25 protein-coding genes are annotated in these 26,986 nt (G+C 58.6%); 23 read left to right on the forward strand and 2 right to left on the reverse strand.

Annotated features, from left to right (window positions below):
* The first annotated feature begins 35 nt into the window (after nt 1–35).
* The 11 genes from AB8818_RS14145 (at nt 36) to AB8818_RS14195 (ending at nt 10,781) form a co-directional block, all read left to right on the forward strand.
* Nucleotides 36–518, forward strand: coding sequence for a DUF2501 domain-containing protein (locus tag AB8818_RS14145; RefSeq protein WP_116342359.1), 483 nt, complete (start codon nt 36–38; stop codon nt 516–518).
* A gap of 268 nt (nt 519–786) precedes the next feature.
* Entirely contained in the window at nt 787–3,078 is a 2,292-nt protein-coding gene (gene opgB / locus AB8818_RS14150) for a phosphatidylglycerol--membrane-oligosaccharide glycerophosphotransferase (RefSeq protein WP_166710042.1), read from the forward strand.
* Between the two features lie 180 nt (nt 3,079–3,258).
* A complete protein-coding gene (locus AB8818_RS14155; RefSeq protein ID WP_116342357.1) occupies nt 3,259–3,897 on the forward strand; it encodes an EAL domain-containing protein in 639 nt (212 codons plus the stop codon).
* The gene (locus AB8818_RS14160; RefSeq protein ID WP_192981921.1) at nt 3,894–4,433 is read left to right on the forward strand and encodes a helix-turn-helix transcriptional regulator; all 540 of its coding nucleotides are present in this window, start codon (nt 3,894–3,896) and stop codon (nt 4,431–4,433) included. Before AB8818_RS14155 ends, AB8818_RS14160 begins: the two co-directional genes overlap by 4 nt.
* A gap of 32 nt (nt 4,434–4,465) precedes the next feature.
* Nucleotides 4,466–4,963 carry a spore coat protein U domain-containing protein gene (locus AB8818_RS14165; RefSeq protein ID WP_116342353.1) on the forward strand — a complete coding sequence of 166 codons (498 nt, stop codon included), beginning with the start codon at nt 4,466–4,468 and terminating at the stop codon, nt 4,961–4,963.
* A 2-nt stretch (nt 4,964–4,965) separates the two neighbouring features.
* Nucleotides 4,966–5,742 (forward strand): molecular chaperone, encoded by a 777-nt coding sequence (locus AB8818_RS14170; RefSeq protein WP_116342351.1) that lies wholly within the window; start codon nt 4,966–4,968, stop codon nt 5,740–5,742.
* On the forward strand, nt 5,663–7,954 hold the full coding sequence (locus AB8818_RS14175) for a fimbria/pilus outer membrane usher protein (RefSeq protein ID WP_226857525.1): 2,292 nt from the start codon (nt 5,663–5,665) through the stop codon (nt 7,952–7,954). Before AB8818_RS14170 ends, AB8818_RS14175 begins: the two co-directional genes overlap by 80 nt.
* On the forward strand, nt 7,945–8,901 hold the full coding sequence (locus tag AB8818_RS14180; protein ID WP_192981919.1) for a spore coat U domain-containing protein: 957 nt from the start codon (nt 7,945–7,947) through the stop codon (nt 8,899–8,901). The genes AB8818_RS14175 and AB8818_RS14180 overlap by 10 nt, the downstream gene beginning before the upstream one ends.
* Nucleotides 8,902–9,029: 128 nt before the next feature.
* Nucleotides 9,030–9,770: a winged helix-turn-helix domain-containing protein gene (locus tag AB8818_RS14185; protein ID WP_116342345.1), complete on the forward strand. Its 741-nt coding sequence runs from the start codon at nt 9,030–9,032 to the stop codon at nt 9,768–9,770.
* Between the two features lies 1 nt (nt 9,771).
* Nucleotides 9,772–10,245 carry a hypothetical protein gene (locus AB8818_RS14190; RefSeq protein ID WP_116342343.1) on the forward strand — a complete coding sequence of 158 codons (474 nt, stop codon included), beginning with the start codon at nt 9,772–9,774 and terminating at the stop codon, nt 10,243–10,245.
* Nucleotides 10,246–10,274: 29 nt separating this feature from the next.
* A complete protein-coding gene (locus AB8818_RS14195) occupies nt 10,275–10,781 on the forward strand; it encodes a GNAT family N-acetyltransferase (protein WP_163331028.1) in 507 nt (168 codons plus the stop codon).
* Nucleotides 10,782–10,871: 90 nt separating this feature from the next.
* On the opposite strand, the gene tsr is transcribed toward AB8818_RS14195, so the two are convergent.
* Complete coding sequence (tsr, locus tag AB8818_RS14200; protein ID WP_116342621.1) at nt 10,872–12,536, reverse strand: methyl-accepting chemotaxis protein; 1,665 nt, start codon at nt 12,534–12,536, stop codon at nt 10,872–10,874.
* Nucleotides 12,537–12,619: 83 nt separating this feature from the next.
* A complete protein-coding gene (hpaR, locus tag AB8818_RS14205) occupies nt 12,620–13,060 on the reverse strand; it encodes a homoprotocatechuate degradation operon regulator HpaR (RefSeq protein ID WP_023334396.1) in 441 nt (146 codons plus the stop codon).
* A 272-nt stretch (nt 13,061–13,332) separates the two neighbouring features.
* Between hpaR and hpaG the strand changes: the two genes are divergently transcribed.
* The 12 genes from hpaG to AB8818_RS14265 all read left to right on the forward strand — a co-directional run bounded on the left by hpaG (nt 13,333) and on the right by AB8818_RS14265 (nt 26,977).
* Nucleotides 13,333–14,610 (forward strand): 4-hydroxyphenylacetate degradation bifunctional isomerase/decarboxylase, encoded by a 1,278-nt coding sequence (gene hpaG, locus AB8818_RS14210; protein WP_192981917.1) that lies wholly within the window; start codon nt 13,333–13,335, stop codon nt 14,608–14,610.
* Nucleotides 14,607–16,073 (forward strand): 5-carboxymethyl-2-hydroxymuconate semialdehyde dehydrogenase, encoded by a 1,467-nt coding sequence (gene hpaE, locus AB8818_RS14215; RefSeq protein WP_133550717.1) that lies wholly within the window; start codon nt 14,607–14,609, stop codon nt 16,071–16,073. The genes hpaG and hpaE overlap by 4 nt, the downstream gene beginning before the upstream one ends.
* A 2-nt stretch (nt 16,074–16,075) precedes the next feature.
* The gene (hpaD, locus tag AB8818_RS14220) at nt 16,076–16,927 is read left to right on the forward strand and encodes a 3,4-dihydroxyphenylacetate 2,3-dioxygenase (RefSeq protein WP_116342619.1); all 852 of its coding nucleotides are present in this window, start codon (nt 16,076–16,078) and stop codon (nt 16,925–16,927) included.
* A gap of 9 nt (nt 16,928–16,936) precedes the next feature.
* Nucleotides 16,937–17,317 (forward strand): 5-carboxymethyl-2-hydroxymuconate Delta-isomerase, encoded by a 381-nt coding sequence (locus AB8818_RS14225; RefSeq protein WP_192981915.1) that lies wholly within the window; start codon nt 16,937–16,939, stop codon nt 17,315–17,317.
* 66 nt (nt 17,318–17,383) lie between these two features.
* Nucleotides 17,384–18,187, forward strand: coding sequence for a 2-oxo-hept-4-ene-1,7-dioate hydratase (hpaH, locus tag AB8818_RS14230; RefSeq protein WP_023305397.1), 804 nt, complete (start codon nt 17,384–17,386; stop codon nt 18,185–18,187).
* A 10-nt stretch (nt 18,188–18,197) separates the two neighbouring features.
* Complete coding sequence (gene hpaI / locus AB8818_RS14235; protein WP_192981913.1) at nt 18,198–18,995, forward strand: 4-hydroxy-2-oxoheptanedioate aldolase; 798 nt, start codon at nt 18,198–18,200, stop codon at nt 18,993–18,995.
* 21 nt (nt 18,996–19,016) lie between these two features.
* Nucleotides 19,017–20,363 carry a 4-hydroxyphenylacetate permease gene (hpaX, locus tag AB8818_RS14240; protein WP_192981911.1) on the forward strand — a complete coding sequence of 449 codons (1,347 nt, stop codon included), beginning with the start codon at nt 19,017–19,019 and terminating at the stop codon, nt 20,361–20,363.
* The gene (hpaA, locus tag AB8818_RS14245; protein ID WP_192981909.1) at nt 20,335–21,267 is read left to right on the forward strand and encodes a 4-hydroxyphenylacetate catabolism regulatory protein HpaA; all 933 of its coding nucleotides are present in this window, start codon (nt 20,335–20,337) and stop codon (nt 21,265–21,267) included. Before hpaX ends, hpaA begins: the two co-directional genes overlap by 29 nt.
* A 177-nt stretch (nt 21,268–21,444) precedes the next feature.
* The gene (gene hpaB, locus AB8818_RS14250; RefSeq protein WP_028015397.1) at nt 21,445–23,007 is read left to right on the forward strand and encodes a 4-hydroxyphenylacetate 3-monooxygenase, oxygenase component; all 1,563 of its coding nucleotides are present in this window, start codon (nt 21,445–21,447) and stop codon (nt 23,005–23,007) included.
* A 17-nt stretch (nt 23,008–23,024) separates the two neighbouring features.
* The gene (locus AB8818_RS14255) at nt 23,025–23,537 is read left to right on the forward strand and encodes a 4-hydroxyphenylacetate 3-monooxygenase reductase subunit (RefSeq protein ID WP_116342327.1); all 513 of its coding nucleotides are present in this window, start codon (nt 23,025–23,027) and stop codon (nt 23,535–23,537) included.
* Nucleotides 23,538–23,715: 178 nt separating this feature from the next.
* Entirely contained in the window at nt 23,716–24,633 is a 918-nt protein-coding gene (locus AB8818_RS14260) for a YafY family protein (protein WP_116342325.1), read from the forward strand.
* A 190-nt stretch (nt 24,634–24,823) separates the two neighbouring features.
* Nucleotides 24,824–26,977, forward strand: a complete 2,154-nt coding sequence (locus AB8818_RS14265; protein WP_163331018.1) for a carbon starvation CstA family protein — start codon at nt 24,824–24,826, stop codon at nt 26,975–26,977.
* Nucleotides 26,978–26,986: the final 9 nt, after the last annotated feature.

Here is a 26,986-nt window from a genome sequence, read left to right on the forward strand (position 1 = left end):
TCCGGCCCAAAACGGACCTTTTTGAGAAAGCCATTATGAAAAAACAGATTCTTATCAGCACCTTTTTAGGCGCGCTGCTGGTTACCGGCGCAGCGCAAGCGGCTTCCTGGCAGGATTCCCTGTCAAGCGCAGCAAATGAGCTGACCAAAGAGGGCAGCAGCGCCCAGGGCGGGCTCTCGGCCTCTTCTCTCACCAGCCTGCTGAGCAACAGCTCCCAGAGCCTGAGCGCGGGCACGATGAACAACGCGGCGGGGATTCTGGAATATTGCGCGAAGCAGAAGCTGGCGTCCGTGACCGACGCGCAAAACGTGAAAAACCAGGTGCTGGGCAAACTGGGTCTCGATACGCAGGAACAGAAAGCAGATACCAGCTATATGGACGGCATTCAGGGCCTGCTTAACGCGCAAAACGGCCAGCAGCTTAACCTGAGCACCCTCGGCAACTCCTCTCTGGCAAAACAGGTGAAAACCAAAGCCTGCGATCTGGTGCTGAAACAAGGCGTTAATTTCATCTCCTGATCCGCCCCATTTTCTGCCACAACACGCCGCGTTTAATGCGATAGGCTTGCATCGCGGCGTTAAACGAGCGTTTTTCCTACCTGCCACCGTCTCAGCGTCCGTTTGTCAGGATGCGACCGCCTTCATAAAAACGATTTTATAAACCAAATCCTAACAACAGCACACTTTCGTGACACTAAAATTGCAGCTAAACGACATCGCCATTACATTGTCTTACCAAAAATAAACAGTTAGCCAGCGAAGCACCTGGTGTCATGAGGATATGCTGTTGTCAGAATTTATCTCTCTTATCCTTTTTCTGGCTTCCGTCGGCGTTTATGCCTGGAAAGCCGGCCGTAACACCTGGTGGTTTATCGCCACGCTGGTGGTGCTCGGCATTTTTATCATTTTAAACATTACCTTATACGCCAGCGATTACTTCACCGGCGACGGCATTAACGATGCTGTGCTCTACACCCTGACGAACAGCCTGACGGGCGCGGGGGTGGGTAAGTACATCCTTCCGGGGCTGGGACTGATCGTGGCGCTGGTGACGATTTTCGGCGCGCTCGCCTGGGTGCTGCGCCGCCGTCGCCATCTCCCTCACCATCATGGCTACAGCCTGCTGGCGCTGTTCCTGGCGCTGGCCTCCGTTGATGCCAGCCCGGCGTTTCATCAAATTACCGAGCTTGTGAAATCCCAGTCGCGTGACGGCGATCCGGACTTCGTGGCCTATTACAAAGAGCCGTCGAAAACGATCGCCAACCCGAAGCTCAACCTTGTCTACATCTACGGTGAAAGCCTGGAGCGTACCTACTTTGATAACGACGCGTTCCCTAACCTGACGCCGGACCTGGGCGCGCTGAAAAATGAAGGTCTCGACTTCAGCCACACCATGCAACTGCCCGGCACGGATTACACTATCGCCGGAATGGTGGCTTCCCAGTGCGGTATCCCGCTCTTCGCGCCTTTTGAAGGCAACGCCTCCGCTTCAATGTCGACGTTCTTCCCGCAGAATATTTGCCTGGGCGATATTCTGAAAAACTCCGGCTATGAAAACTACTTTATGCAGGGAGCAAACCTGCGCTTTGCCGGAAAAGATGTGTTTCTGAAATCCCACGGTTTTGACCACCTGTATGGCTCGGAAGAGTTAAAAACGACGGTTGCCGATCCGACCTACCGCAACGACTGGGGCTTCTATGACGATACGGTGCTGGACGAAACCTGGAAGAAATTTGAGGAACTGTCCCGCGCCGGGAAGCGTTTTTCTCTATTTGCGCTGACGGTGGATACCCACCATCCGGACGGGTTCGTCTCGCGCACCTGTAAGCGCAAAAGCTATGACGTGGACGGCAAAAACAATAAGTCTTTCAGCGCCGTGACCTGTAGCCAGGAGCACATCGCCGCGCTGGTCGAGAAAATCAAAACCTCGCCCTGGTTTAAAAACACCGTCATCGTCGTCTCGTCCGATCATCTGGCGATGAAAAACAGCGCGTGGGATCAGCTCAACAAGCAGGACCGCAGCAATCTGTTCTTCGTCCTGCGCGGCGACAAGCCGCAGCAGGAGACGATCGCCACCAAGCGCAACTCCATGGATAACGGCGCGACGGTGCTGGACATTCTGGGCGGCGACAACTTTATTGGCCTTGGGCGCAGCACGCTGTCCGGACAATCCCTGTCGGAGGTCTTCCTCAACATGAAGGAGAAAATTCTCGCCTGGAAGCCCGACATCATCCGCCTGTGGAACTTCCCGAAAGAGATGAAAGACTTCACCATCGATCGGGATAAAAACACCGTCGCCTTCTCCGGCAGCAATTTCCGTCTGCCGCTGCTGGTACGCGTGTCGGATAGCCGCGTTGAACCGCTGCCGGAAAGTGAGTACTCCGCGCCGCTGCGTTTCCAGCTGGCCGATTTCGCCCCTCGCGATAACTTCGTCTGGATCGACCGGTGTTACAAAATGGGCCAGCTCTGGTCACAGCCGCTGGCGCTTTCTACCGACTGGTGCGTCTCTCAGGGGCAGCTTGGCGGAGAACAAAACGTGCAGCATGTTGACAAAGCCCAGTGGAAAGGCAAAACCGCCTTTAAAGATACGGTGATTGATACGGCTCGCTATCAGCACAACATCGACATGCTTAAAATCGTCGACAACGACATTCGTTATAAAGCGGACAGCTTCATCTTTAACGTGGCCGGCGCGCCTGAAGAAGTGAAGCAGTTTAGCGGCATCTCCCGTCCGGAGTCCTGGGGGCGGTGGTCGAACGCGCAGCTGGGCAACGAGGTGAAAATTGAGTACACCCATCCGCTGCCGGAACAGTTCGACCTGGTGATCACAGCCAGAGCTTACGGGCCCAACGCGAATAAGCCCGTGCCGGTGCGCGTGGGCGATGAAGAGCAGACGCTGACGCTTGGTAACGACGTAAGCACTCACACGCTGCATTTCACCAATCCATCGCGCAGCAATACTTTAGTCATTGTGCCGCCAGATCCGCAGTCCACCAATGAAGGGAATATTCTCGGCCACTCACCGCGCCAGCTCGGGATTGGCATGGTCGAAATCAAAATTGTCAGCAAGCAAGGCTAACGCATGCCCCGCCCGGCATTCCGCCGGGCGGTTATGAAAATAAATAATTCTATATAAAGTTTATAAATCAGATAAAAACTCTTTATATAATCCAATTTTATTTATAAATATCCCGCAAAAATCCACCACCATAGAATGTACAGCTCCTGAAATCACTACGGAGCGGTACACACTTTTATCATGCTAACCGGCTATAAGTTCGAGTCCATCCGGGCATTGCGCAGTGAAAATGTCATTGCCTGGGAGGTATTGTCCACGGCAAAGCCCCACGTCAATCTTGAAGACTACTTTAGCTCAATGCCCTCTGCGCAGCGTAAAGAACACTTCTTTGCGCAGCTTCGCCATACCCTGTCTTGCGAAGAAGGCGACAAGTATTACCTCAATGCGACATCGGATTTGCTGCTGGAACCGGACTTCCTCGACAGGCTGAAAGAAGAAACCTCCTGCCCGGAGAGGCTGGCTATCGAAGTTACCGATCTCCATACGATGGTACAACTCGACGATATGCAAAGCCGGTCCCTGCGAACAGGTATCGCGATGCTCCATCAGTGGGGCGTTGAAGTGTGGGCCGACGACGTCTGCGAAGACATTCTTCCCGAGCTGCTTGCCAGCCAGATCCGCTTCTGCGGCGTCAAAATTGACAAACATACCTTCTGGATCGGACGTACCGAGCAGGCTAAGTTCCTGCACCTTACCCGCCAGTACAAGCGTGTCGCCAGTAAGGTACTGATAGAAGGCATCGAAACCGCGGGTGATTTCGCGCTGGCCCGCGCCAGCGTGGCCGACTACGGCCAGGGTTATCTGTGGGGCATGAAATGACGCCTTTCATCCCGAATGCCGGCTATCAGGTCATCGTTCTGAGCAGCAATGCGTTTTTGTGGCTCGGCCTCCATTCGATAGTATCGACGGCCGTGTCCCCCCGTCCTGAGGCGTACTGGATCAACAACGTTACTCCAGAAGCGCTTCTGCGTTTGCAGGAGCTGCTCAGCACGCACACCGGGCAGAGCTGGCTGTTATTTACGGATACGGCCAGGGTCAACGACATTAACGCCCTGCCAGGCAATGAGCGGATCAGAGTGGTCCCGGGAAATGTGTCCCTTGCCCAACTAAGCCACTGCTTTAGCGACATGACCTTCTCTTTAGAAAATACCGCCACGCTCACGTACCAGGAAATGCGGGTTTGCATGCTGCTTCAAAAAGGCTTCAGCCCGGTGCGTATCGCACAAATCCTTAATAAGTCACCGAAAACGATCTACACCCACAAGCGTAACGCGATGAACAAATTTTGCTGTCAGAACCTGGCAGAATTCCATCGAAAACTCTGCCTGCTGGACGCTCTGGCCACTTCTCTGTAATTGCACTGTTATTCACGTCAGGAAATAAGATCATGAAAATTATCTCCACTGCTGTATGTTGTTCCGCTCTCCTGCTTCCTGCCGCTGCGATCGCCGCAGACAGCACCGCAAGCGCGACGATGCACGTTTCACTTGAGGTGGTAAAATCCTGCACCCTCAAAGCCAACGACCTCAATTTCTCACGCCACGGGTCGGATGAATCAAGCGAAATTCAGGCCAAAACGCAGGTCGATATTGTGTGTACCAACGGTACGCCGTTCACGCTCTCTGCCACCAGCAACGATAGCAGCGAAAACGGCACCTTCTGGCTGAAGCCGGAAAACGGTGAAACGGGCGCACAGAAGATAGCGTGGAAACTTTTTGCCGATGAGAGCAAACAGACGCAAATCACCAGCACCGATGGGCTTACCGATACCGGCAACGGCATGGCGCAGGAAGAGACGCTGTATGGCGTTATTGACGCAGGGGCGCTGACGACCGCGCAGGCGGGCGCCTACAGCGATGATGTCACCTTAAATCTGGTGTATTGATCATGCGGCGCTGTCTTCCCTGCATCATTCTGTGGCTCCTGATGCTGACGCTGCTGTCTCGCTACGCGCTGGCCGCCACGCTTCAGGTGGCCCCCGTGACGCTCGATCTCCAGAGCGGTCAAAGAGCATCCGCGGTTTACCTCACGAACAGCGGCAAAGCGGCCATCCATGCTCAGATACGGGTTTACGAATGGACCCAGCAAAACGGCAAAGATGTGTTAACGGCCACCGACGAGGTGGTCAGTAGCCCGGCGATGACCTCTCTGGCCCCGGGCCAGCAGCAGCTGGTGCGCATCATCGTTATGGAGCCCGGCATCCGTGAACAGGAGCAAAGTTACCGCCTGGTCATTGATGAGCTGCCGGATGAAACGTCCCGTGCGGCCAACCCCAACGCGGTGCACTTTCTGCTGCGCTACTCGATTCCCGTCTTTATTGCCGGAAACCAGAATATGCCCGTCAGCCGAGATGCCCTGAGCTGCGAACAGGCGGAGCCCCCGGGAACGATCCGCTGCTATAACGCCGGGAACAGCCATATTCGCCTGAGCCACCTGCAGGCCCTGACGGCCAGCGGGCAGGTTGTGGGATCGGTGAAAGGGCTGGCGGGCTATGTGCTACCGGGACAGACCGCGCTTGTGACACTTAAGCAGGCTTCACACCACACGCTCAGCGCACTGCGCGCCTATCTCAATGATGAACACCATGCCAGCCAGATCCCCCTGCGCCCGCTCGCTACTCGCGCTCCTGCTTTGGCTACCGCTCACGCTGTCAGCCCGGGTTGAACCCGCCGCCGACACCGTACAATGGCTGGCCATCACGGTGAATCACGCTCCTCGAGGGGAGCTGTGGGCCTGCCGGGTCGTGGGTGAGGCGCTGTGGATTGACCGCGGCGACCTCAAAAAGCTGGGGCTTCGCGCCCCGGATGACCACAGCGAATGGGTTGAACTGACGTCCCTGCCTGGCCTGAAGGTCAGTCTCGACTTACACGCTCAGCAGGTCTCCCTTACCGCCGACGCAGAGGCGCTCGACGGCCAGCAGCACCTGACTATCGAGAGGCCGACCGCGCAGTATCGCTATCCCGAGGCGCAGCCCATCAGCGCGTTTACGCTCGGGTATGCCCTTTATGCCAGCGACTCCCAGGGGAACCGCCAGCTTAACGCGCAGACCTCGTTGACCGCATCCGGGGCGCTTCCCGGCACCTTCAGCAGCAGCTTTTCAAGCCATGCGGGGGAGGAAAACAGCGCTGGGCGGCCCAGCCACACGCGTCTTGAAACCCGCTGGCAGTGGGACAACGCAGACTCGCTGACCAGCCTGGCGCTGGGCGACAACATCACCACGGGCACCCGCTGGAGCCGGCAGGTACGTTTTGGCGGCCTGCACTGGGCGCGGAATTTTGAGCTTAATCCGCAGCTCAACACCGAACCGCGCAGCCGCTACAGCGACACTGCCGTCCTGCCTTCAACGGTCGATCTTTACATCGACGGGCTTAAGCAGAGCAGCGAGCACGTGACACCGGGGGATTTTCTGCTGGATACCCTGCCCTCCTTCACCGGAAGCGGACAGGCGCAGGTGGTCATTACCGACATCAACGGTCAGCGTCGCACCGTACAGCTCGATCTCTACGGCGCGCCGGGGATGCTGGCGGAAGGGCTCAGCAGCGGCTCGCTGGATATCGGCTGGATGCGGCAAAACTACGCCCTGCGATCGAATGACTATGCCCCCGATCCCGTGCTCGACGCGGGCTGGCGCTATGGGGTAAGTAACCGGCTGACGCTGGCGCTGCACACGGAACAGCAGAGCAAACTGCGCAATGTCGGGACAGGCGTCGACTGGCTGATCTCGCCCGACATCGGGATTGTTAGCCAACATGTTGCCCTGAGCGACAGCCCCTATGGCCAGGGAAAACAGTGGGGCCTTGGCTGGCAATGGAACGGCAGCGGGACGGGCTTCTCTGCCAGCACCGTCCGTACCGATGCCGACTTTGCCGATAACGCCCGCACGATCGGCGCCCTGCCGGTCAGACGCAGCGATAGCGTCTGGCTAAGCCACTCTGTTCCTCATTTTGGTACCGTAGGCGCAGGCTGGGTACAGCAAAACATTCAGGGCAACAAACAGCGCTACCTCAACGCCTCCTGGTCCGTCTCGCTGCCGGCCCATCTCTCCACCACGCTGAGCTATACCCGTTCGTTTACGGATGCGTCGAGTAACGTTCAGCTTATGCTCTCGGTCCCGTTAGGCCGTGCGGATACTCTCTCCGTTCAGACCAGCCGCGAGACGTCACGCATGGATTATCGCCACCAGCCGGACGATCGACTCGGCGGCTGGTCATGGCAGCTGGGACAAAGCGTTGGTGAGCGCCGGGATATCTATGCGGACGTGGGCTATCTGGGTCATGCAGGCGAGTGGCACGTCGGGCTGGAGCAAGGCGCCAGGCTGGGCAACCAGTACGCCTCAGCCGAAGGCAGCCTGACGCTGCTGGATGGCAGCCTTCATGCCCTGCGCTACAGCCAACAGGGTCTGGCGCTGGTCTCCACCCACGGCGTTGGACACGTGCCAGTAATGCTGGAAAACCGCCCTGCAGGCGAAACCGATGAAAACGGCTATCTGCTGCTGACCGACCTGCCGCAATACCACAGCAGCAAGGTCAGCATCAATCCGCTGGATCTCCCTGCCGATGTTATGGCCCCCGTCACCGACATGGATGCCAGACCGGGCAACGGCAGCGCGGTAAAGGTCGATTTTAATGTCCATCACGCCGTGACGGTTCAGGCCCGGCTGGTCGACAGCCGCCACAAGCCGCTCCCGCTGGGCAGCATCGTTTCAACGCCACGCGGCGCGACCATCGTCGGACGCGACGGTTTTATCTGGCTTGAAGATCCGCCCCTGCCGGGTGAACTGGTGGTGAAAACCGGCGAGGGGGAGTGTCGGGTCACGCTTCCGGCCCCGCGCACCGCGTCATCAATACAGAATATTGGAGAACAACTGTGTCATTAAAAACACCGTTATTGCTGCTGCTCGTGCTGTCCATGAAGGCGATGGCGGCAGCGTGCTGGATAACCTCACCCGCCGCCATCAACTTTGGCAGCGTCGTGGCGGGAAATGCCGCCTCGACCAACACCGAGGTTAAATTTAGCTGTCAGGCCGACAATAACGGCACGATGGAATATATCAACGTCTGCCTGAGCAGCATTGATGCTCCACCCTTTCAGATGCTCTCGAACGGGGACCAGGAGGGGAAACAGTACACCCTGCTCTTCCGCCTGCTTAACGGCATCGCGCGCTCTCAGGAGCTGGGCCCCGCCAGCGGCGGGGATCTCATTCAGCAGACCCTGACTGCACAAAGCAATACCAGCATCAGCGGTAGCTTTCCGCTTATCGCCACCCTCCCGCCGGGGCAAAACCAACTGCCGGCGTACCACTATTACAACTACAACATGAATCTGCGCATCGCCTGGCACAGCGCCACCCGTCAGGATGCGCTGCAAAATTGCTCGGACGGCTCCGCGGAGGGCGAGCAGGTGCAGGGCGGCACCAGCGCGCAGGCCGAAATCAGCCAGGGGTGCTACATAGAACGCGTCACCCCGCTTAACTTCGGCACGCTGAGCAGCACCGCCACGCTGCGCCCGACGCGTTCCACGGCAACACTCACCACGCGATGTCCGGCCGGCACGGCGTTTACCCTTGCCATGGGCAACGGCAACCATGCCAGCGGCAATCAGCGGCAGCTTTGCAACGACGAAGGCCAGTGCCTGCGCTATGCGCTCTGGCAGGATGCCGCTGCCACGCAACGCTGGGGCGATTCGCGCAGCGGGGATGCGCTGGTCGTCACCCATCCCGCAGGCGGCACCCAAAGCTTCACCGTTTACGGAGAAGTCCCGGCCCAGCCTCTGAGCGGTACGGGGGAATTTATTGACGACGTGATAATTACGCTGACTTATTAAACCACTCAAAAAACCGTCTGGATCAATGTTATCGGTAACAATGGCGTTAAAATAGCCAGCAGCTCTGCTTAGAAGATGTAAACACCTTCTCTTTTTTTTCATTATCTCTGTCTGTTTTACAACAACTTATGAAATACCTGCTTGCTGATGCCATCGTCTACAACGACGAGGACGGTTCTGTTTCTCTTATCAATGCGCCGGATGAGGATGCGCAGATCCTCACCTGCACGGCCAATACCATCCTGAAGCTGCTGGTCCAGCATCATGGCAACGTGATTGAACGGGACACCTTTCTCCATGAGGTCTGGGATCGGCGAGGGCTACAGGGATCGAACAACTCGTTAAACCAGTACATCAGTATTTTGCGCAAAATGCTGGCAAGCCTGCTTCCCGACGCGCTGTTTATCGTCACGGTCCCTAAGACGGGCTTTATGCTCAGCGCCGACGTCACGGTAACGCCCCAGGAGGAGGCGCCCCCGGCCGCCAAAATGGCGAAACCGGCATGGCGCGCTCGACCGGAACGACTGTTCTGCGGCGCGCTTACTCTGGCGATCGTGACGCTGTGCCTCTGGATAACGGCGATCAAACCAGTAAACCCGCAGAGGGAAATCCATCTGCTGACCCATATCGGCTCCTGTCCGGTCTACACCTTTACGCCGCTGGCGGATGTGTTTCACGAGAAGGCGATTGCCCTGGCGCAAACCCTTCAGCAGGACGGCCATCTCCCGTGTCTGAAAAATTCCATTTTCTATATGCACATCCAGAGAACGCTTTTTTACGGCCACGAAGGGCGGCTGGTGCTTTCCCAGTGTTCCCTCACGCGGGATAAAGCGAGCGCCTGCCGTACGCTTTACTATTACGAGTGGTGATATGCGACAGATAAAAATTTGGCTCATTCTGATCTTTAACCTGATGCTCATCGGCGCCGCGCTGGCGTGGTACTTCTACACGCCCCCGCTGGCGGTGGCCTGCGACGGTAACCTGACCTTCTCCGACAGACGCGACAATCACGATTTCACCTTTGATGGGGAAATCATCATGCGGTTCCACCCCGACAAAACCGGGTACATCACCCTAAACGGCAACGTCGAGAACGCCCCGCAAAATTGGGAAGTGTCGCGGCAGGAGATGTTTAAGTGGCGGCACGTGGAGGGGGAACTCTATGAAATCATCATTCAAAAAGTGGAGCGTTTTAGCCACGATGCGATGCCGCCCGGCGTATTTGAAAAATACGTGGCAGGCCTGACGCTGGGGAAAAAAAGGCTCCTGACGATAGAGCGCACGCCGCATGATGCGCTGGTGATTAGCAACTTTTACTCGCCGGTGCTGGTCTGCTCGAAATAATGTCGGAAGGTCAGGCTATACTTCCCGCCATGAACATTTACATTCGCCCCACCACCAGCGACGACGTTGCCGCCCTGCCCGCCCTTGAACGCGCGGCGGGCGAACGTTTTCGTGACGACCCGGATCTCGCCTGGCTTGCCGAGGGTGAGGTCATTTCCGCTGAACAGCACCTCGGCTATGCCGAACGGGGGCTAAGCTGGCTGGCGCTGGCGAACGAGCGTCCCGTGGGGTTTCTCCTTGCAGAGGCACACCCTTCGGCACTGTATATTGTGGAGCTCTCGGTCGATCTGGCCTGGCAGGGAAAAGGAATTGGCCGGCAGCTCATCGCCCGTGCGGCTGACCATGCCCGCAAAGTGGGGCTGACATCGCTGACGCTGACGACGTTCCGGGACGTTCCGTGGAATGCGCCCTTCTATGCAAAGCTGGGGTTTGAATACGTCACTGAACTCACGCCTGAACTGCGTGAAAAACGTGAAGAAGAAGCAGCGCACGGCTTAGCGTATAACTCCCGCTGCGCCATGCGTCTGCCGCTTTGATATCGCCCGGTGGCGCTTCGCTTACCGGGCCTACAACACCTTTCCGTAGGCCGGGCAGGGCGCAGCCGCCACCCGGCACAACGCGCAGGATTAGAACGTTTCCCAGTTATCGCCCGCGTCCGCCGTCGCGGCCTTACGCGATATCACCGGCGCGGCAACGCTTTTCGCGGCAGCAAACTCGCGCGCCTTCATCTGCTCCTGCTGAATGCGGAACACCGCCACGGCCTGCGTCAGGCGGCTCGCCTGCTCTTCCAGAGCCGCCGCTGCTGCGGCAGACTCTTCCACCAGCGAGGCGTTCTGCTGGGTCACGCGGTCCATCTCTGCTACCGCCAGACCCACCTGGTCGATACCGCGGCTCTGCTCGTCAGAGGCAGACGCAATCTCGCCCATGATGTCGGTCACGCGGGTCACCGCGTTCACGATCTCACCCATGGTTTCACCGGCGCTTTCTACCAGCGTTGAGCCCACTTCCACGCGGCCCACAGAGTCTTCAATCAGGCTCTTAATTTCACGAGCTGCCTGGGCGCTGCGCTGGGCCAGGTTACGCACTTCCCCTGCCACCACCGCAAAACCACGGCCCTGCTCGCCCGCACGCGCCGCTTCTACCGCCGCGTTCAGTGCCAGGATGTTGGTCTGGAAGGCAATGCCGTCGATCACGCTGATAATGTCGGCAATCTTCTGTGAACTACCGGCAATGTCTCGCATGGTTTGCACCACGTTGTCCACCACTTTACCGCCTTTCTGCGCGGTTTCAGACGCGCTCAGCGCCAGATGGCTCGCCTGACGGGCGTTCTCGGCGTTCTGCTTAACGGTTGCCGTCAGCTGCTCCATGCTGGCAGCGGTCTCTTCCAGGGAAGCGGCCTGCTGTTCAGTACGGGAAGAGAGATCGTTATTGCCCATCGCGATTTCGCTCGCGCCGCTGTAGATCGCATTCGCGCCGTTACGCACGTCGCCCACGGTACGCACCAGCTCACTCTGCATATGACGCAGCGAGTCAGCCAGTTCACCCATCTCGTTGGACCCTTCCACGTCAATGCGCTTCACCAGGTCGCCGCTGGCGATATGGCGAATATTGTCGATCAGACGCGTCAGCGGAGAGATCAGCGCCTGCTTGATACCCAGCCAGACAGCCACGATCACCACCAGCACGGCAACCAGCACGCTTATCAACACCCAGATCGCCTGGCTGAAGGAGCTGTTGCTGTCTTCAACCGCCATCTGGTACAGCTTGTCGTTCTGCTGCAGGTAGCTCACGTACTGCTTCTCAAAACCATCCTGGTAGCTCTGGGTCGGCTGGTCGAAGAAGGCGTTGATTTTACCTGCCCCCAGCAGCTGAATCAGCTCTGCCAGCGCACCGTGGTAGATATCGTAGTTACGCTTAATCTCCAGCGCAGCGGCGTCGCTTTGACGCGGGTCGCGCGGCAGGGCTTCATAGTCAGCCCAGTTTTTTTCCGCCTGTTTCAGCGAGGCAGACGCAATTTGCATCAGATCGTTAACGGTCGCGCCGCTGCCGATATTGCTCTGATCCATCATGTAGCGGATGCCCGCGCGGTTAAGGGTATTACGGGTTTGCAGCAGCGCAACCCAACTCCCGTTCAGGGTGGATTGTTGCTGACGAATGGTTTGCAGGACGGTGAAATTCTCTTTGTCATTCTTCAGAGCATTAAAGAAAAGACCACCGGATGTGAGTTGTAACAGGCCAAATATAGCTAAAACCAGCATTAAGCTGGTGACAATCTTGATACGGTTTAACATGTTTTCTCTTTCCTCAGACAGATACAGAATTTTCGGCCTGGAAAGGGAAAACTTTACGAAAATCATCCTGGAATTTGTGGTTTTTACTCTTCTTCCCGCGCTGCGTTATGGCGGTTTCCGAGTTCAATAAACTCTTCCAGCAGCGCCGTCAGCTGCTTCATCTTCTCCGGCGTGTATTCCGCCTCAATCTGCTGATACGCCTCTTCCACCTGCGCCTGGGCGTGCTCGTACAGCGCATTGCCCTCTTTGGTCAGCGACACGTACAGCTTGCGCTGGTCGTTCACCGGCTTCAGGCGCAGCACCAGGCCGTCGCGCTCCATGCGCGTCAGAATGCCGGTCAGGCTCGGGCGCAAAATGCAGGTGCGAAACGCCAGGTCGTGAAAATCCATCGACGGATGCTCAGCCAGCACGCGCACGATACGCCACTGCTGCTCGGTGAGGTTATGGCGCTTCACAATCGGTCGGAAGTAGGACATCGCCGCTTCCCGCGCCTGCAATAGCGCGATGGTTAATGAATCATGCATAGCCTCTCCCCTTCACATCATTAACAAGTAAACAATTCATAAAAGATGTTTTTATAAACAACACGTTTTCCGTCAAAAAGTCTAACAGAAACCAGTCAATTTATTTAACCATATGATTTTAATAGATATAAAAATCAATATGTAAATTTATTGTTATTCATGTCACAAATTCTTCACTTCTGATTGCGAAATGAACAGCAAAAGCATAAAACCAGATCATTAACATATTAATGAATATCATAACCCGGGCCGTCGGGGTAAGGAGTATGTGAATGAAAGGTACCGTTTTTGCCGTCGCGCTGAACCATTACAGCCAGCGTGAAGCCTGGCGTGAGGCATTTGAAAAAGCCCCCTACAACACGCCGCCGAAAACGCCGGTGTGGTTTATCAAACCGCATAACACCGTGATTCGCGCGGGCGAACCGATCCCCTTCCCACAGGGGGAAACGGTGCTGAGCGGCGCGACGGTGGCACTGGTGGTGGGTAAAACCGCCAGCAGGGTGCGCGTGGAGGAGGCCGCGGAATACATCGCGGGGTATGCGCTGGCCAACGAGGTGAGCCTGCCGGAGGAGAGCTTCTACCGCCCGGCCATCAAGGCCAAATGCCGGGACGGATTTTGCCCGCTCGGCGAACCTGTCGCCGTTGATAACGTCGACAACCTGACCATTATCACCGAGATCAACGGCCGCGAAGCGGACCACTGGAACACAGCCGATCTTCAGCGCAACGCCGCCGAGCTGCTGAGTGCCCTGAGCGAGTTCGCCACCCTTAATCCCGGCGATGCAATATTGCTCGGCACCCCGCAAAGCCGCGTTGAGATCCGCCCGGGGGATCGCGTGCGTATTCTGGCGGAAGGGTTTCCGCCGCTGGAAAACCCGGTGGTGGATGAGCGTAGCGTCGCTATTGCTCACAGCACGCCGCCGCAGGCCACGCTGTTTGCCCTCGGCCTGAACTATGCCGACCACGCCAGCGAGCTGGACTTCAAGCCCCCCACCGAGCCGCTGGTGTTTATCAAAGCGCCAAACACCTTTAATGGCGACGGCCAGACCTCGGTGCGCCCGAACAATATCGAATACATGCATTACGAAGCGGAGCTGGTGGTGGTCATCGGTAAAACCGCGCGTAAGGTCAGCGAAGCCGAGGCGATGGAGTATGTTGCGGGCTATACGGTCTGCAACGACTACGCCATCCGCGACTACCTGGAAAACTACTACCGCCCGAACTTGCGGGTCAAAAGCCGCGACGGGCTTACGCCCATTAGCCCGAACATCGTGCCGAAAGCGGCCATCCCCGACCCGCACAACCTTCGTCTTCGCACCTTCGTCAACGGCGAGCTGCGTCAGGAAGGGACCACCGCCGATCTCATTTTCAGCATCCCGTTCCTGATCGCGTACCTGAGCGATTTTATGACCCTGCAGCCGGGCGACATGATTGCCACCGGCACGCCAAAAGGGCTGTCCGATGTGGTGCCGGGGGATGAAGTGGTGGTGGAAGTGGAAGGCGTAGGCCGCCTGGTAAACCGGATTGTCAGCGAGGAAACTGCAAAATGAAAAAGATTAACCACTGGATCAACGGTAAAAACGTCGCCGGAAGCGAGTACTTCCACACCACCAACCCGGCCTCCGGCGAGGTATTAGCGGAAGTCGCCTCCGGCGGAGAAGCTGAAATTCACCAGGCCGTCGCCGCCGCCAAAGAGGCATTCCCGAAGTGGGCTAACCTGCCGATGAAGGAGCGCGCGCGCCTGATGCGTCGCCTGGGGGATCTGATCGACCAGAACGTGCCTGAGATCGCCGCGATGGAAACCGCCGACACCGGCCTGCCGATCCACCAGACAAAAAACGTGCTCATTCCGCGCGCCTCGCACAACTTCGAGTTCTTCGCCGAGGTGTGCCAGCAGATGAACGGCAAAACCTACCCGGTCGACGACAAGATGCTCAACTACACCCTGGTGCAGCCGGTGGGCGTCTGCGCGCTGGTGTCGCCGTGGAACGTGCCGTTTATGACCGCCACCTGGAAGGTTGCGCCGTGCCTGGCACTCGGAAACACCGCGGTGCTGAAGATGTCTGAACTCTCCCCGCTAACCGCCGACCGTCTGGGCGAGCTGGCGCTGGAGGCGGGCATTCCGGCGGGCGTGCTGAACGTAGTGCAGGGCTACGGCGCAACGGCAGGCGACGCGCTGGTGCGCCACCACGACGTGCGCGCCGTCTCCTTCACCGGCGGCACCGCCACCGGGCGTAACATCATGAAAAACGCCGGGCTGAAGAAATACTCCATGGAGCTGGGCGGCAAATCCCCGGTGCTGATTTTTGAAGATGCCGACATCGAGCGCGCGCTGGACGCCGCCCTGTTCACCATCTTCTCGATCAACGGCGAGCGCTGCACCGCGGGCTCGCGCATCTTCATTCAGCAGAGCATCTACCCGGAGTTCGTCAAGCGCTTTGCCGAGCGCGCCAACCGCCTGCGCGTTGGGGATCCAAACGATCCGAATACCCAGATTGGCGCGCTCATCAGCCAGCAGCACTGGGAGAAAGTCTCCGGCTACATCCGCCTCGGCATTGAAGAGGGTGCAACCCTGCTGGCGGGCGGCCCGGACAAACCGACCGATCTGCCCGCGCACCTGAAAGGCGGCAACTTCCTGCGCCCGACGGTGCTGGCGGACGTCGACAACCGCATGCGCGTGGCGCAGGAGGAAATCTTCGGGCCGGTGGCCTGCCTGCTGCCGTTTAAGGACGAAGCGGAGGGCCTGCGCCTGGCGAACGACGTGGAGTACGGCCTGGCGTCATACATCTGGACCCAGGACGTCAGCAAAGTGCTGCGCCTGGCGCGCAGCATCGAAGCGGGGATGGTTTTCGTCAACACCCAAAACGTGCGCGACCTGCGCCAGCCGTTTGGCGGCGTGAAGGCATCCGGCACCGGCCGCGAGGGCGGCGAGTACAGCTTCGAAGTGTTCGCCGAGATGAAGAACGTCTGCATCTCGATGGGCGACCACCCGATTCCAAAATGGGGGATCTGATCATGGGTAAACTGGCGTTAGCGGCAAAAATCACCCACGTGCCGTCGATGTACCTCTCCGAGCTGCCGGGCAAAAACCACGGCTGCCGACAGTCGGCCATCGACGGACATAAAGAAATCAGCAAGCGCTGCCGCGAGCTGGGCGTGGACACCATCATCGTGTTCGACACCCACTGGCTGGTGAACAGCGCGTACCACATTAACTGTGCGGACCATTTCTCGGGCGTCTACACCAGCAACGAGCTGCCGCACTTTATCCGCGACATGACCTACGACTACGACGGCAACCCGGCGCTCGGCCAGCTGATTGCCGACGAGGCGGTGAAGCTGGGCGTGCGCGCCAAAGCGCACAACATCCCGAGCCTCAAGCTGGAGTACGGCACGCTGGTGCCGATGCGCTACATGAACGCGGATAAGCACTTCAAAGTGGTCTCCATCTCGGCGTTCTGCACGGTTCACGACTTCGCCGACAGCCGCCGGCTGGGCGAGGCCATCGTCAGCGCCATCGAGAAATACGACGGCACCGTGGCGGTGCTCGCCAGCGGCTCGCTGTCACACCGCTTTATCGACGACCAGCGCGCGGAAGAGGGAATGAACAGCTACACCCGCGAGTTCGACCGCCAGATGGACGAGCGCGTGGTGAAGCTGTGGCGCGAAGGCCAGTTCAAAGAGTTTTGCAGCATGCTGCCGGAGTACGCCGACTACTGCTACGGCGAGGGCAACATGCACGACACGGTGATGCTGCTGGGGATGCTCGGCTGGGACAAATACGACGGCAGGGTGGAGTTCCTCACCGAGCTGTTCGCCAGCTCCGGCACCGGCCAGGTTAACGCCGTTTTCCCGCTGCCCGCGTAAGGAGCCACCATGCCGCACTTTATTGCCGAATGTACCGACAACATCCGCGAGCAGGCCGACCTGCCAGGGCTGTTCGCCAAAGTGAACGAGGCACTCGCCGCCACGGGCATCTTCCCCATCGGCGGTATCCGCAGTCGCGCCCACTGGCTGGATACCTGGCAGATGGCCGACGGCAAGCACGATTACGCCTTTGTGCATATGACGCTGAAAATCGGCGCCGGGCGCAGTCTGGAGAGCCGGGAAGCCGTGGGGGAGATGCTGTTTGCACTGATCAAAACGCATTTTGCAGATCTGATGGCGAGCCGCTATCTGGCGCTGTCGTTCGAGCTCGACGAGCTACACCCGACGCTGAATTTTAAGCAGAACAACGTGCACGCGTTGTTTAAGTAATACCGCACGGACTGTCCCCTCTCCCTTTGGGAGAGGGAGAAAACAAACGTATAACAGGATATCGCCATGCTCGACAAACATACCCATACCCTGATCGCCCATCGCCTGCATCAGGCGGAGCAGTCCCGGGAGCAGATCCGTGCGATCTCCCTTGAGTACCCGGAGATTACGATTGAAGACGCCTATGCCGTCCAGCGCGAATGGGTGAGCCTGAAAATCGCCGAAGGCCGCGTGCTGAAAGGCCACAAGATCGGCCTCACCTCCAAAGCGATGCAGGCCAGCTCGCAGATCAGCGAGCCGGATTACGGCGCGCTGCTGGACGACATGTTCTTCCACGACGGCAGCGACATCCCCGTCGATCGCTTCATCGTCCCGCGCATCGAAGTGGAGCTGGCCTTCGTACTGGCAAAACCGCTGCGCGGCCCGAACTGCACGATCTTCGACGTCTACAACGCCACGGACTACGTCATCCCCGCGCTGGAGCTGATCGATGCCCGCTGCCACAACGTCGACCCGGAAACCCAGCGCCCGCGCAAGGTGTTCGACACTATCTCCGATAACGCCGCCAACGCGGGGGTGATCCTCGGCGGCCGCCCGATTAAGCCCGACGAGCTGGATCTGCGCTGGATCTCCGCCCTGCTCTACCGCAACGGCGTGATCGAAGAGACCGGCGTTGCCGCAGGCGTGCTTAACCACCCGGCGAACGGCGTAGCGTGGCTGGCGAACAAGCTTGCGCCATACGACGTGCAGCTTGAGCCGGGACAAATCATCCTCGGCGGCTCGTTTACCCGCCCGGTGCCGGCCAGCAGAGGCGACACCTTCCACGTCGACTACGGCAATATGGGCTCCATCAGCTGCCGCTTTGTGTAAGGAGACAAACATGCAAAACGCATTCAAGGCGGCGCTGCAGGCGGGCCGCCCGCAAATCGGGTTATGGCTGGGGCTGACCAGCAGCTACAGCGCCGAGCTGCTGGCGGGGGCAGGCTTCGACTGGCTGCTGATCGACGGCGAGCACGCGCCGAACAGCGTGCAAACCGTCTTAACCCAGCTGCAGGCTATCGCGCCGTACGCCAGCCAGCCGGTAGTGCGCCCGTCGTGGAACGACCCGGTGCAGATCAAACAGCTGCTGGACGTGGGGGCGCAAACCCTGCTGGTGCCGATGGTGCAAAACGCCGACGAAGCGCGGCTGGCGGTACGTGCGACCCGCTACCCGCCCGCGGGCATTCGCGGCGTCGGCAGCGCCCTGGCAAGAGCGTCGCGCTGGAACCGCATCCCGGACTACCTGCAGCAGGCCAACGATGCCATGTGCGTGCTGGTGCAGATTGAAACCCGCGAGGCGCTGAAAAACCTGCCGCAGATCCTGGACGTGGAAGGGGTCGACGGTGTGTTTATCGGCCCGGCGGATCTGAGCGCCGACATGGGCTTTGCCGGCAACCCACAGCACCCGGAAGTGCAGGCCGCCATCGAGCAGGCGATCGCGCAGATCCGTGCGGCGGGCAAAGCCCCCGGCATTCTGATGGCGAACGAGCAGCTGGCGAAACGCTACCTTGAACTCGGCGCGCTGTTTGTCGCCGTCGGCGTCGACACCACCCTGCTCGCCCGCGGCGCCGAAGCGCTGGCGGCGCGCTTTATCGAACAACCGGTTACGTCAGTGAATAACAATAAATCCGTCTACTAAACGTAAGATCTGGAGCGCAGCATGACGACCTCTACCCTGCAAGATATGAAAGCTATAGAACATCGCGCGATCAACAAGCTGTTCCGTCGTTTGATCGTGTTTCTCTTTATCCTGTTTGTCTTTTCGTTCCTTGACCGCATCAACATCGGCTTTGCCGGGCTGACGATGGGTAAAGATCTGGGCCTTACGTCGACCATGTTTGGCCTGGCCGCGACGCTGTTTTACGTCACCTACGTGCTGTGCGGGATCCCGAGCAACATCATGCTGGCGAAAATCGGCGCGCGCCGCTGGATCGCCGGGATCATGGTGGTGTGGGGCATCGCCTCCACCTGCACCATGTTCGCCACCAGCCCCGAAACGCTCTACGTCCTGCGCATGCTGGTGGGCATCGCCGAAGCTGGCTTCCTGCCGGGGATCCTGGTCTATCTCACCTGGTGGTTCCCGGCCTATCACCGCGCCCGCGCCAACGCGCTGTTTATGATCGCCATGCCGGTGACCATGATGCTTGGCTCGATCCTCTCCGGCTACATTCTGGCGATGGACGGGCTATGGAACCTGAAGGGCTGGCAGTGGCTGTTCCTGCTGGAGGGGCTGCCGTCGGTGGTGCTCGGCGTGGTGACCTGGTTTTACCTCAACGACACGCCGGATCAGGCCACCTGGCTGGACGATGACGAAAAGCGGGCGCTGAAAGCGATGATCGCCCGCGAGCAGGAGGTCGCCATTGCCCAATCCGTCACGCCGCGATCGACGCTGCGCGAGGTGCTGACGCCTGCGGTGCTGCTCTACACGCTGGCCTACTTCTGCCTGACCAACACCCTGAGCGCCATTAACATCTGGACGCCACAGATCCTGCAAAGCTTCAACACGGGCAGCAGCAACATCGTCATCGGCCTGCTGGCGGCGATCCCGCAGTTTTGCACCATCCTCGGGATGATCTGGTGGAGCCGCCGCTCCGACAAGCTGAAAGAGCGAAAAAAGCACACCATCCTGCCGTACCTGTTCGCCGCGGCGGGATGGATGCTGGCCTCAGCCACCGATCACAGCCTGATCCAGCTGCTTGGCATCATTATGGCCTCAACCGGATCGTTTACCGCCATGGCGATATTCTGGACCACGCCGGACCAGGTTATTAGCCTGCAGTCCCGCGCGGTGGCGCTGGCGGTGATCAACGCCATCGGCAACGTCGGATCCGCCGTCAGCCCATTGCTGATTGGGATCCTGCGCGACGCGACCGGCAGCTTCAGCTCCGGGCTGTGGTTTGTGGCCGGGCTGCTGGTGGTCGGCGCGCTGGTGCTGACGCGCATTCCGATGACGCAGCGGGATCAACAGAGGAACGAGCATGTGCCAGAGCCCTATCGCCAACATTGATATCAGCAAGGAGTACGACGAAAGTCTGGGCACCGACGATGTGCACTACCAGTCGTTCGCCCGCATGGCGGCCTTTTTTGGCCGCGACATGCAGGCGCATCGTCATGATCAGTATTTTCAGATGCACTTTCTCGATACCGGGCAAATTGAGCTCCAGCTCGACGATCACCGCTACTCGGTGCAGGCCCCGCTGTTTGTCCTCACGCCGCCGTCGGTGCCGCACGCGTTTATCACCGAATCCGACAGCGACGGCCACGTGCTGACGGTACGCGAAGATCTGATCTGGCCGCTGCTGGAGGTGCTCTACCCCGGCACCCGGGAAGCCTTCGGCCTGCCGGGGATCTGCCTCTCGCTGGCCGACAGGCCGGACGAGCTGGCGGCGCTGAAGCATTACTGGCAGCTGATTGCCCGGGAATCCACGGAACAGCTGCCGGGGCGCGAGCACACGCTGGTCCTGCTGGCGCAGGCGGTCTTTACCCTGCTGCTGCGCAACGCAAAGCTCGACGACCACGCTTCGGGCGGTATGCGCGGCGAGCTGAAGCTGTTCCAGCGCTTTACCCAGCTGATTGATGCGCACTACCACCAGCACTGGACGGTGCCGGAATACGCTGGCGAGCTGCACCTCACCGAATCCCGCCTGACCGATATCTGCCGCCGCTTTGCCAACCGCCCGCCGAAGCGGCTGATCTTCGACCGCCAGCTGCGCGAAGCCAGACGGCTGCTGCTCTTCTCCGACAACGCGGTCAGCGAGATTGCCTGGCAGCTGGGGTTTAAGGATCCTGCCTATTTTGCCCGGTTTTTTAACCGATTAGTGGGGTGCTCACCGAGCGCGTATCGGGCGCAGAAAGTGCCGGTGTCGCCTGTTCCCCTCACCCCTGCCCTCTCCCAAAGGGAGAGGGAGTAACCGTCCCCTCTCCCTTTGGGAGAGGGTTAGGGTGAGGGAAATCACACTCTGCGATCTCTCGCGAAAAGTACCCGCCGTTGTCCCAATCGTCCCTTCACGTCTCGCCCCTCTCAGGCTTCAATTAAACAACAAAAACAAAACATAAATTTAACAACTCTATTCCGATACGAGGTCCCTATGAAGCCTGAAGATTTTCGCGCAGACGCCAAACGTCCGTTAACCGGCGAAGAGTATTTAAAAAGCCTGCAGGACGGCCGTGAGATTTACATCTACGGCGAACGCGTTAAAGACGTCACCACCCATCCGGCGTTTCGCAACGCGGCGGCCTCCATCGCGCAGATGTACGACGCCCTGCACAAGCCGGACATGCAGGACACGCTGTGCTGGGGGACCGACACCGGCAGCGGCGGCTATACCCACAAGTTCTTCCGCGTGGCGAAAAGCGCCGACGACCTGCGCCAGCAGCGCGACGCCATCGCCGAGTGGTCGCGCCTGAGCTACGGCTGGATGGGACGTACGCCGGACTACAAGGCCGCGTTCGGCTGCGCGCTCGGCGCCAACCCGGCCTTCTACGGCCAGTTCGAACAGAACGCCCGCAACTGGTACACCCGCATTCAGGAAACCGGCCTGTACTTCAACCACGCCATCGTTAACCCGCCGATCGACCGCCACAAGCCTGCGGACGAGGTGAAAGACGTCTACATCAAGCTGGAGAAAGAGACCGACGCCGGGATTATCGTCAGCGGTGCGAAAGTGGTGGCAACCAACTCGGCGCTGACCCACTACAACATGATCGGCTTCGGCTCCGCGCAGGTGATGGGTGAAAACCCGGACTTCGCACTGATGTTCGTCGCGCCGATGGACGCCGAAGGCGTGAAGCTGATCTCCCGCGCCTCTTACGAGATGGTGGCAGGCGCTACCGGCTCCCCGTACGACTACCCGCTCTCCAGCCGCTTCGATGAGAACGACGCGATCCTGGTGATGGATAACGTGCTGATCCCGTGGGAAAACGTGCTGATCTACCGCGATTTCGACCGCTGCCGTCGCTGGACAATGGAGGGCGGCTTTGCACGCATGTACCCGCTGCAGGCCTGCGTGCGCCTGGCGGTGAAGCTCGACTTCATCACTGCCCTGCTGAAGAAATCCCTGGAGTGCACCGGTACCCTGGAGTTCCGCGGCGTACAGGCGGATCTCGGCGAAGTGGTGGCCTGGCGCAATATGTTCTGGGCGCTGAGCGACTCCATGTGTTCCGAAGCCACCCCGTGGGTAAACGGCGCGTATCTGCCGGATCACGCCGCGCTGCAAACCTACCGCGTCATGGCCCCGATGGCCTACGCGAAGATCAAGAACATCATCGAGCGTAACGTGACGTCCGGGCTGATCTACCTGCCGTCCAGCGCCCGGGATCTGAACAACCCGCAGATCGACCAGTATCTGGCGAAATACGTGCGCGGCTCCAACGGTATGGACCACGTTGAACGCATCAAGATTTTAAAACTGATGTGGGACGCCATCGGCAGTGAGTTTGGCGGCCGCCACGAGCTGTACGAAATCAACTACTCCGGCAGCCAGGATGAGATCCGCCTGCAGTGCCTGCGTCAGGCGCAGAGCTCCGGGAATATGGACAAGATGATGGCAATGGTCGACCGCTGCATGTCCGAGTACGACCAGCACGGCTGGACCGTGCCGCACCTGCACAACAACAGCGATATCAACATGCTCGACAAGCTGCTGAAATAGCGCAGCGGGAGGTTACAATGCATTCAGATGAACAACGCCTGCGTTTTCGCGACGCAATGAGCAGCCTGTCGGCGGCGGTCAATGTGGTCACCACCGAGGGCGAGGCGGGCCGCTGCGGCATTACCGCCACCGCCGTCTGCTCGGTGACGGACACCCCACCGTCGGTGATGGTGTGCATCAACGCCAACAGCGCCATGAACCCGGTATTTCAGGGCAACGGCAGGCTGTGCGTTAACGTGCTGAACCACGAGCAGGAGATCATGGCCCGCCACTTCGCCGGAATGACCGCCATGACAATGGAGGAGCGCTTCGCCCTTTCCTGCTGGCAGAAAGGCCCGCTGGCGCAGCCGGTGCTGAAAGGCGCGCTGGCCAGCCTCGAAGGCGAGATTATTCAGGTGCAAACCATCGGCACGCATCTGGTTTATCTTGTCGAAGTGAAAAACATTATCCTGAGTGACGCGGGACACGGCCTGATCTACTTCAGGCGTCGTTTCCATCCGGTCATGATGGAGGCGGAAGCCGCCGTGTGATCCCCCCTCGCGCTGGCCTTTTTTCGGGCCAGCGCCGCTTTCTACAAAAATTCCTAAGGTTTCCGCTAAATCACGCCGTTATATATCCATAAGAGAAATTTTCTGTGCCTGAATACTGACATCTCCGGTCAGTGCTTTTTGCATTGTTCAGCGCATACCCAATATACAGGAAGACCTTATGGCTAAAACGACGCGGAGCCGCTCGGCTGAACGTCTGGTCGATATTCTCCTTGAGCTACATTTACATGGCGTGGTAAACCGCAGTGCGCTAATGGAGAAATTTAAAATTACCGAGCGTACCGTCTACCGGGATTTAAATGCGCTCTCGCCCATTGTTGAACATACCGGTAACGGGCTATATCGGCTGATCCACTCCGCCCAATCTCCCGGCGGGCAGGGATTACATCACGCTCTGGCTAACTTCCTGAATGCCGATAATTTTTTCCCTGAAAGAAATACGGACTTCTGGCAAAAACTGGAGGCGCGCGTCGACGAAAACCATATTCTCATCCTCGGTAATGACGCAGAGCACACGGTACAGCGTGATATCCGCCGCCATTTAGCAAAAATCGAGAAATCGATTAAGAACCATAATGTTTGTCAGATCGTTTATAAGGGTAAAACCCGTCTGATTAATCCCTATAAACTCATTAACAAAAAAAATATATGGTATTTACAAGCTACCGAAAATAGCCGGTTGAAATCCTTTTCATTAAGCCAGATTAGCTGGTTTGATATTCAAAAAAACGTTTTTACCTCTGATGAAAATGTGCGGGCATTGCTGGAAAAAAGCCTCGACCCGTGGGTTTCCGAAACTACTTTCACCGTGAAAATATTCATTAAGGATAATATTTCACATTACTTCCTGCGCCGCGATCTCCTGCCGGAACAAGAGCTGCTGGAGCAACAACGCGGCGGCGTCACGCTTCGCTGCCAGGCAGCACACGAAAACCAGATCCTGCCGCTGCTGTTCTACTGGCTGCCGAATATTCAGATCCTGGAGCCGAGCTGGCTGAAGGAGAAGCTCATCAAGACGCTGGAAAACTACCTGTCGATGGAGCGCAGCCCGGAAAACCACGTGATCTCAATCACATAATTTCCCCCGCCAGCGGCGAGCCTTAACCACTCGCCGCGTTCTTTGACCGCTCACCCGTCACTTTCAACCACTCACGCATTTACCGCCCTTTACGCGCGCGCGGATCTGGCACGATCGCTCCAGCATTATCAATACCTCCTCACAACGAACCCTGACCCTTTTTTCATTACATAAAAAACCAGGTCTTACTATGGATACTAAAAAACTACTTAAGCACGTGCCCTGGGCCTTACTCGGGATCCTCGGTGCTTTCTGTCTGGCGGTTGTCGCATTGCGCCGGGGCGAACACGTAAGCGCCCTGTGGATCGTGGTCGCGTCTGTCTCCGTCTATCTTGTGGCTTATCGCTACTACAGCTTGTACATCGCGCAGAAGGTCATGAAGCTCGACCCGACCCGCGCCACCCCGGCGGTCATTAACAACGACGGCCTGAACTACGTGCCAACCAACCGCTACGTGCTGTTTGGTCACCACTTTGCCGCCATTGCAGGCGCGGGCCCGCTGGTCGGCCCGGTGCTGGCCGCGCAGATGGGCTACCTGCCGGGTACGCTCTGGCTGCTGGCGGGCGTGGTGCTGGCGGGGGCGGTGCAGGACTTTATGGTGCTGTTTATCTCCTCACGCCGTAACGGCTCGTCGCTGGGCGAGATGATCAAAGAAGAGATGGGCCGCGTGCCGGGCACGATCGCTCTCTTCGGCTGCTTCCTGATTATGATCATCATCCTGGCGGTGCTGGCGCTGATCGTGGTGAAAGCACTGGCCGAAAGTCCGTGGGGCGTCTTCACCGTCTGCTCTACCGTACCGATTGCGCTGTTCATGGGCATCTACATGCGCTTCCTGCGCCCTGGCCGCGTGGGCGAAGTGTCGGTCATCGGTATCGTGCTGCTGGTCGCCTCCATCTACTTCGGCGGCGTGATTGCGCACGACCCGTACTGGGGCCCGGCGCTGACCTTCAAAGACACCACCATCACCTTCGCGCTGATCGGTTACGCGTTCGTTTCCGCCCTGCTGCCGGTGTGGCTGATTCTGGCTCCGCGCGACTACCTGGCGACCTTCCTGAAGATCGGCGTGATCGTAGGGCTGGCGATCGGGATTGTGATCATCAACCCTGAGCTGAAAATGCCGGCGGTGACCCAGTACATTGACGGCACCGGTCCGCTGTGGAAAGGCGCCCTGTTCCCGTTCCTGTTTATCACCATCGCCTGCGGTGCCGTGTCTGGCTTCCACGCGCTGATCTCCTCCGGCACCACGCCGAAGCTGATGGCCAACGAAACCGACGCGCGCTTCATCGGTTACGGCGCAATGCTGATGGAGTCCTTCGTGGCGATTATGGCGCTGGTCGCGGCGTCTATCATCGAGCCAGGTCTGTACTTCGCGATGAACACCCCGCCGGCGGGTCTGGGCATCACCATGCCAAACCTGCACGAGATGGGTGGCGAAAATACCGCGCTGATCATGGCGCAGCTGAAAGACGCCAGCGCACACGCGGCGGCAACCGTCAGCTCCTGGGGCTTCGTGATTTCGCCTGAGCAGATCATGCAGACCGCGAAAGACATCGGCGAGCCGTCAGTGCTGAACCGTGCAGGCGGTGCGCCGACGCTGGCAGTGGGTATCGCACACGTATTCCACAAAGTGCTGCCGTGGGCGGACATGGGTTTCTGGTACCACTTCGGTATTCTGTTTGAAGCGCTGTTCATCCTCACCGCGCTGGATGCAGGTACCCGTGCGGGCCGCTTCATGCTGCAGGATCTGCTCGGCAACTTCGTGCCGTTCCTGAAGAAAACCGACTCTCTGGTAGCGGGTGTTCTGGGTACTGCCGGCTGCGTAGGTCTGTGGGGTTATCTGCTGTATCAGGGCGTTGTTGACCCGCTCGGCGGCGTGAAGAGCCTGTGGCCGCTGTTCGGTATCTCTAACCAGATGCTGGCAGCCGTAGCCCTGGTGCTGGGCACCGTTGTCCTCGTGAAGATGAAACGCACCAAATACATCTGGGTGACCGTCGTTCCCGCGCTGTGGCTGCTGCTCTGCACCACCTGGGCGCTGGGCCTGAAGCTGTTCAGCACCAACCCACAGCTGGAAGGCTTCTTCTTCATGGCTAACCAGTACAAAGAGAAGATTGCCGCAGGCGGCGCGGATCTGACCGCCCAGCAGATTGCCAACATGAACCATATCGTGGTGAACAACTACACCAACGCGGGTCTGAGCATTCTGTTCCTGGTGGTGGTGTACAGCATTATCTTCTACGGCATCAAAACCTGGATGAAAGTGCGCAACACCGAAGGCCGTACGGATAAAGAAACCCCGTACGTGCCGGTACCGGAAGGCGGCGTGAAAACCTCTTCACATCATTAATAGGCCATC

The sequence above is a fragment of the Enterobacter sp. KB-280D8 genome (genome assembly GCF_041399405.1).
GTDB classification, from domain to species: Bacteria; Pseudomonadota; Gammaproteobacteria; order Enterobacterales; family Enterobacteriaceae; genus Enterobacter; species Enterobacter cloacae_N.

Coding starts and splice junctions, on each gene's coding strand:
- AB8818_RS14145 (WP_116342359.1), top strand. CDS start 36: ATGAAAAAACAGATTCTTATCAGCACCTTTTTAGGCGCGCTGCTGGTT.
- AB8818_RS14155 (WP_116342357.1), top strand. CDS start 3,259: ATGCTAACCGGCTATAAGTTCGAGTCCATCCGGGCATTGCGCAGTGAA.
- AB8818_RS14160 (WP_192981921.1), top strand. CDS start 3,894: ATGACGCCTTTCATCCCGAATGCCGGCTATCAGGTCATCGTTCTGAGC.
- AB8818_RS14165 (WP_116342353.1), top strand. CDS start 4,466: ATGAAAATTATCTCCACTGCTGTATGTTGTTCCGCTCTCCTGCTTCCT.
- AB8818_RS14170 (WP_116342351.1), top strand. CDS start 4,966: ATGCGGCGCTGTCTTCCCTGCATCATTCTGTGGCTCCTGATGCTGACG.
- AB8818_RS14175 (WP_226857525.1), top strand. CDS start 5,663: ATGCCAGCCAGATCCCCCTGCGCCCGCTCGCTACTCGCGCTCCTGCTT.
- AB8818_RS14185 (WP_116342345.1), top strand. CDS start 9,030: ATGAAATACCTGCTTGCTGATGCCATCGTCTACAACGACGAGGACGGT.
- AB8818_RS14190 (WP_116342343.1), top strand. CDS start 9,772: ATGCGACAGATAAAAATTTGGCTCATTCTGATCTTTAACCTGATGCTC.
- AB8818_RS14195 (WP_163331028.1), top strand. CDS start 10,275: ATGAACATTTACATTCGCCCCACCACCAGCGACGACGTTGCCGCCCTG.
- tsr (WP_116342621.1), bottom strand. CDS start 12,536: ATGTTAAACCGTATCAAGATTGTCACCAGCTTAATGCTGGTTTTAGCT.
- hpaR (WP_023334396.1), bottom strand. CDS start 13,060: ATGCATGATTCATTAACCATCGCGCTATTGCAGGCGCGGGAAGCGGCG.
- hpaG (WP_192981917.1), top strand. CDS start 13,333: ATGAAAGGTACCGTTTTTGCCGTCGCGCTGAACCATTACAGCCAGCGT.
- hpaE (WP_133550717.1), top strand. CDS start 14,607: ATGAAAAAGATTAACCACTGGATCAACGGTAAAAACGTCGCCGGAAGC.
- hpaD (WP_116342619.1), top strand. CDS start 16,076: ATGGGTAAACTGGCGTTAGCGGCAAAAATCACCCACGTGCCGTCGATG.
- AB8818_RS14225 (WP_192981915.1), top strand. CDS start 16,937: ATGCCGCACTTTATTGCCGAATGTACCGACAACATCCGCGAGCAGGCC.
- hpaH (WP_023305397.1), top strand. CDS start 17,384: ATGCTCGACAAACATACCCATACCCTGATCGCCCATCGCCTGCATCAG.
- hpaI (WP_192981913.1), top strand. CDS start 18,198: ATGCAAAACGCATTCAAGGCGGCGCTGCAGGCGGGCCGCCCGCAAATC.
- hpaX (WP_192981911.1), top strand. CDS start 19,017: ATGACGACCTCTACCCTGCAAGATATGAAAGCTATAGAACATCGCGCG.
- hpaA (WP_192981909.1), top strand. CDS start 20,335: ATGTGCCAGAGCCCTATCGCCAACATTGATATCAGCAAGGAGTACGAC.
- hpaB (WP_028015397.1), top strand. CDS start 21,445: ATGAAGCCTGAAGATTTTCGCGCAGACGCCAAACGTCCGTTAACCGGC.
- AB8818_RS14255 (WP_116342327.1), top strand. CDS start 23,025: ATGCATTCAGATGAACAACGCCTGCGTTTTCGCGACGCAATGAGCAGC.
- AB8818_RS14260 (WP_116342325.1), top strand. CDS start 23,716: ATGGCTAAAACGACGCGGAGCCGCTCGGCTGAACGTCTGGTCGATATT.
- AB8818_RS14265 (WP_163331018.1), top strand. CDS start 24,824: ATGGATACTAAAAAACTACTTAAGCACGTGCCCTGGGCCTTACTCGGG.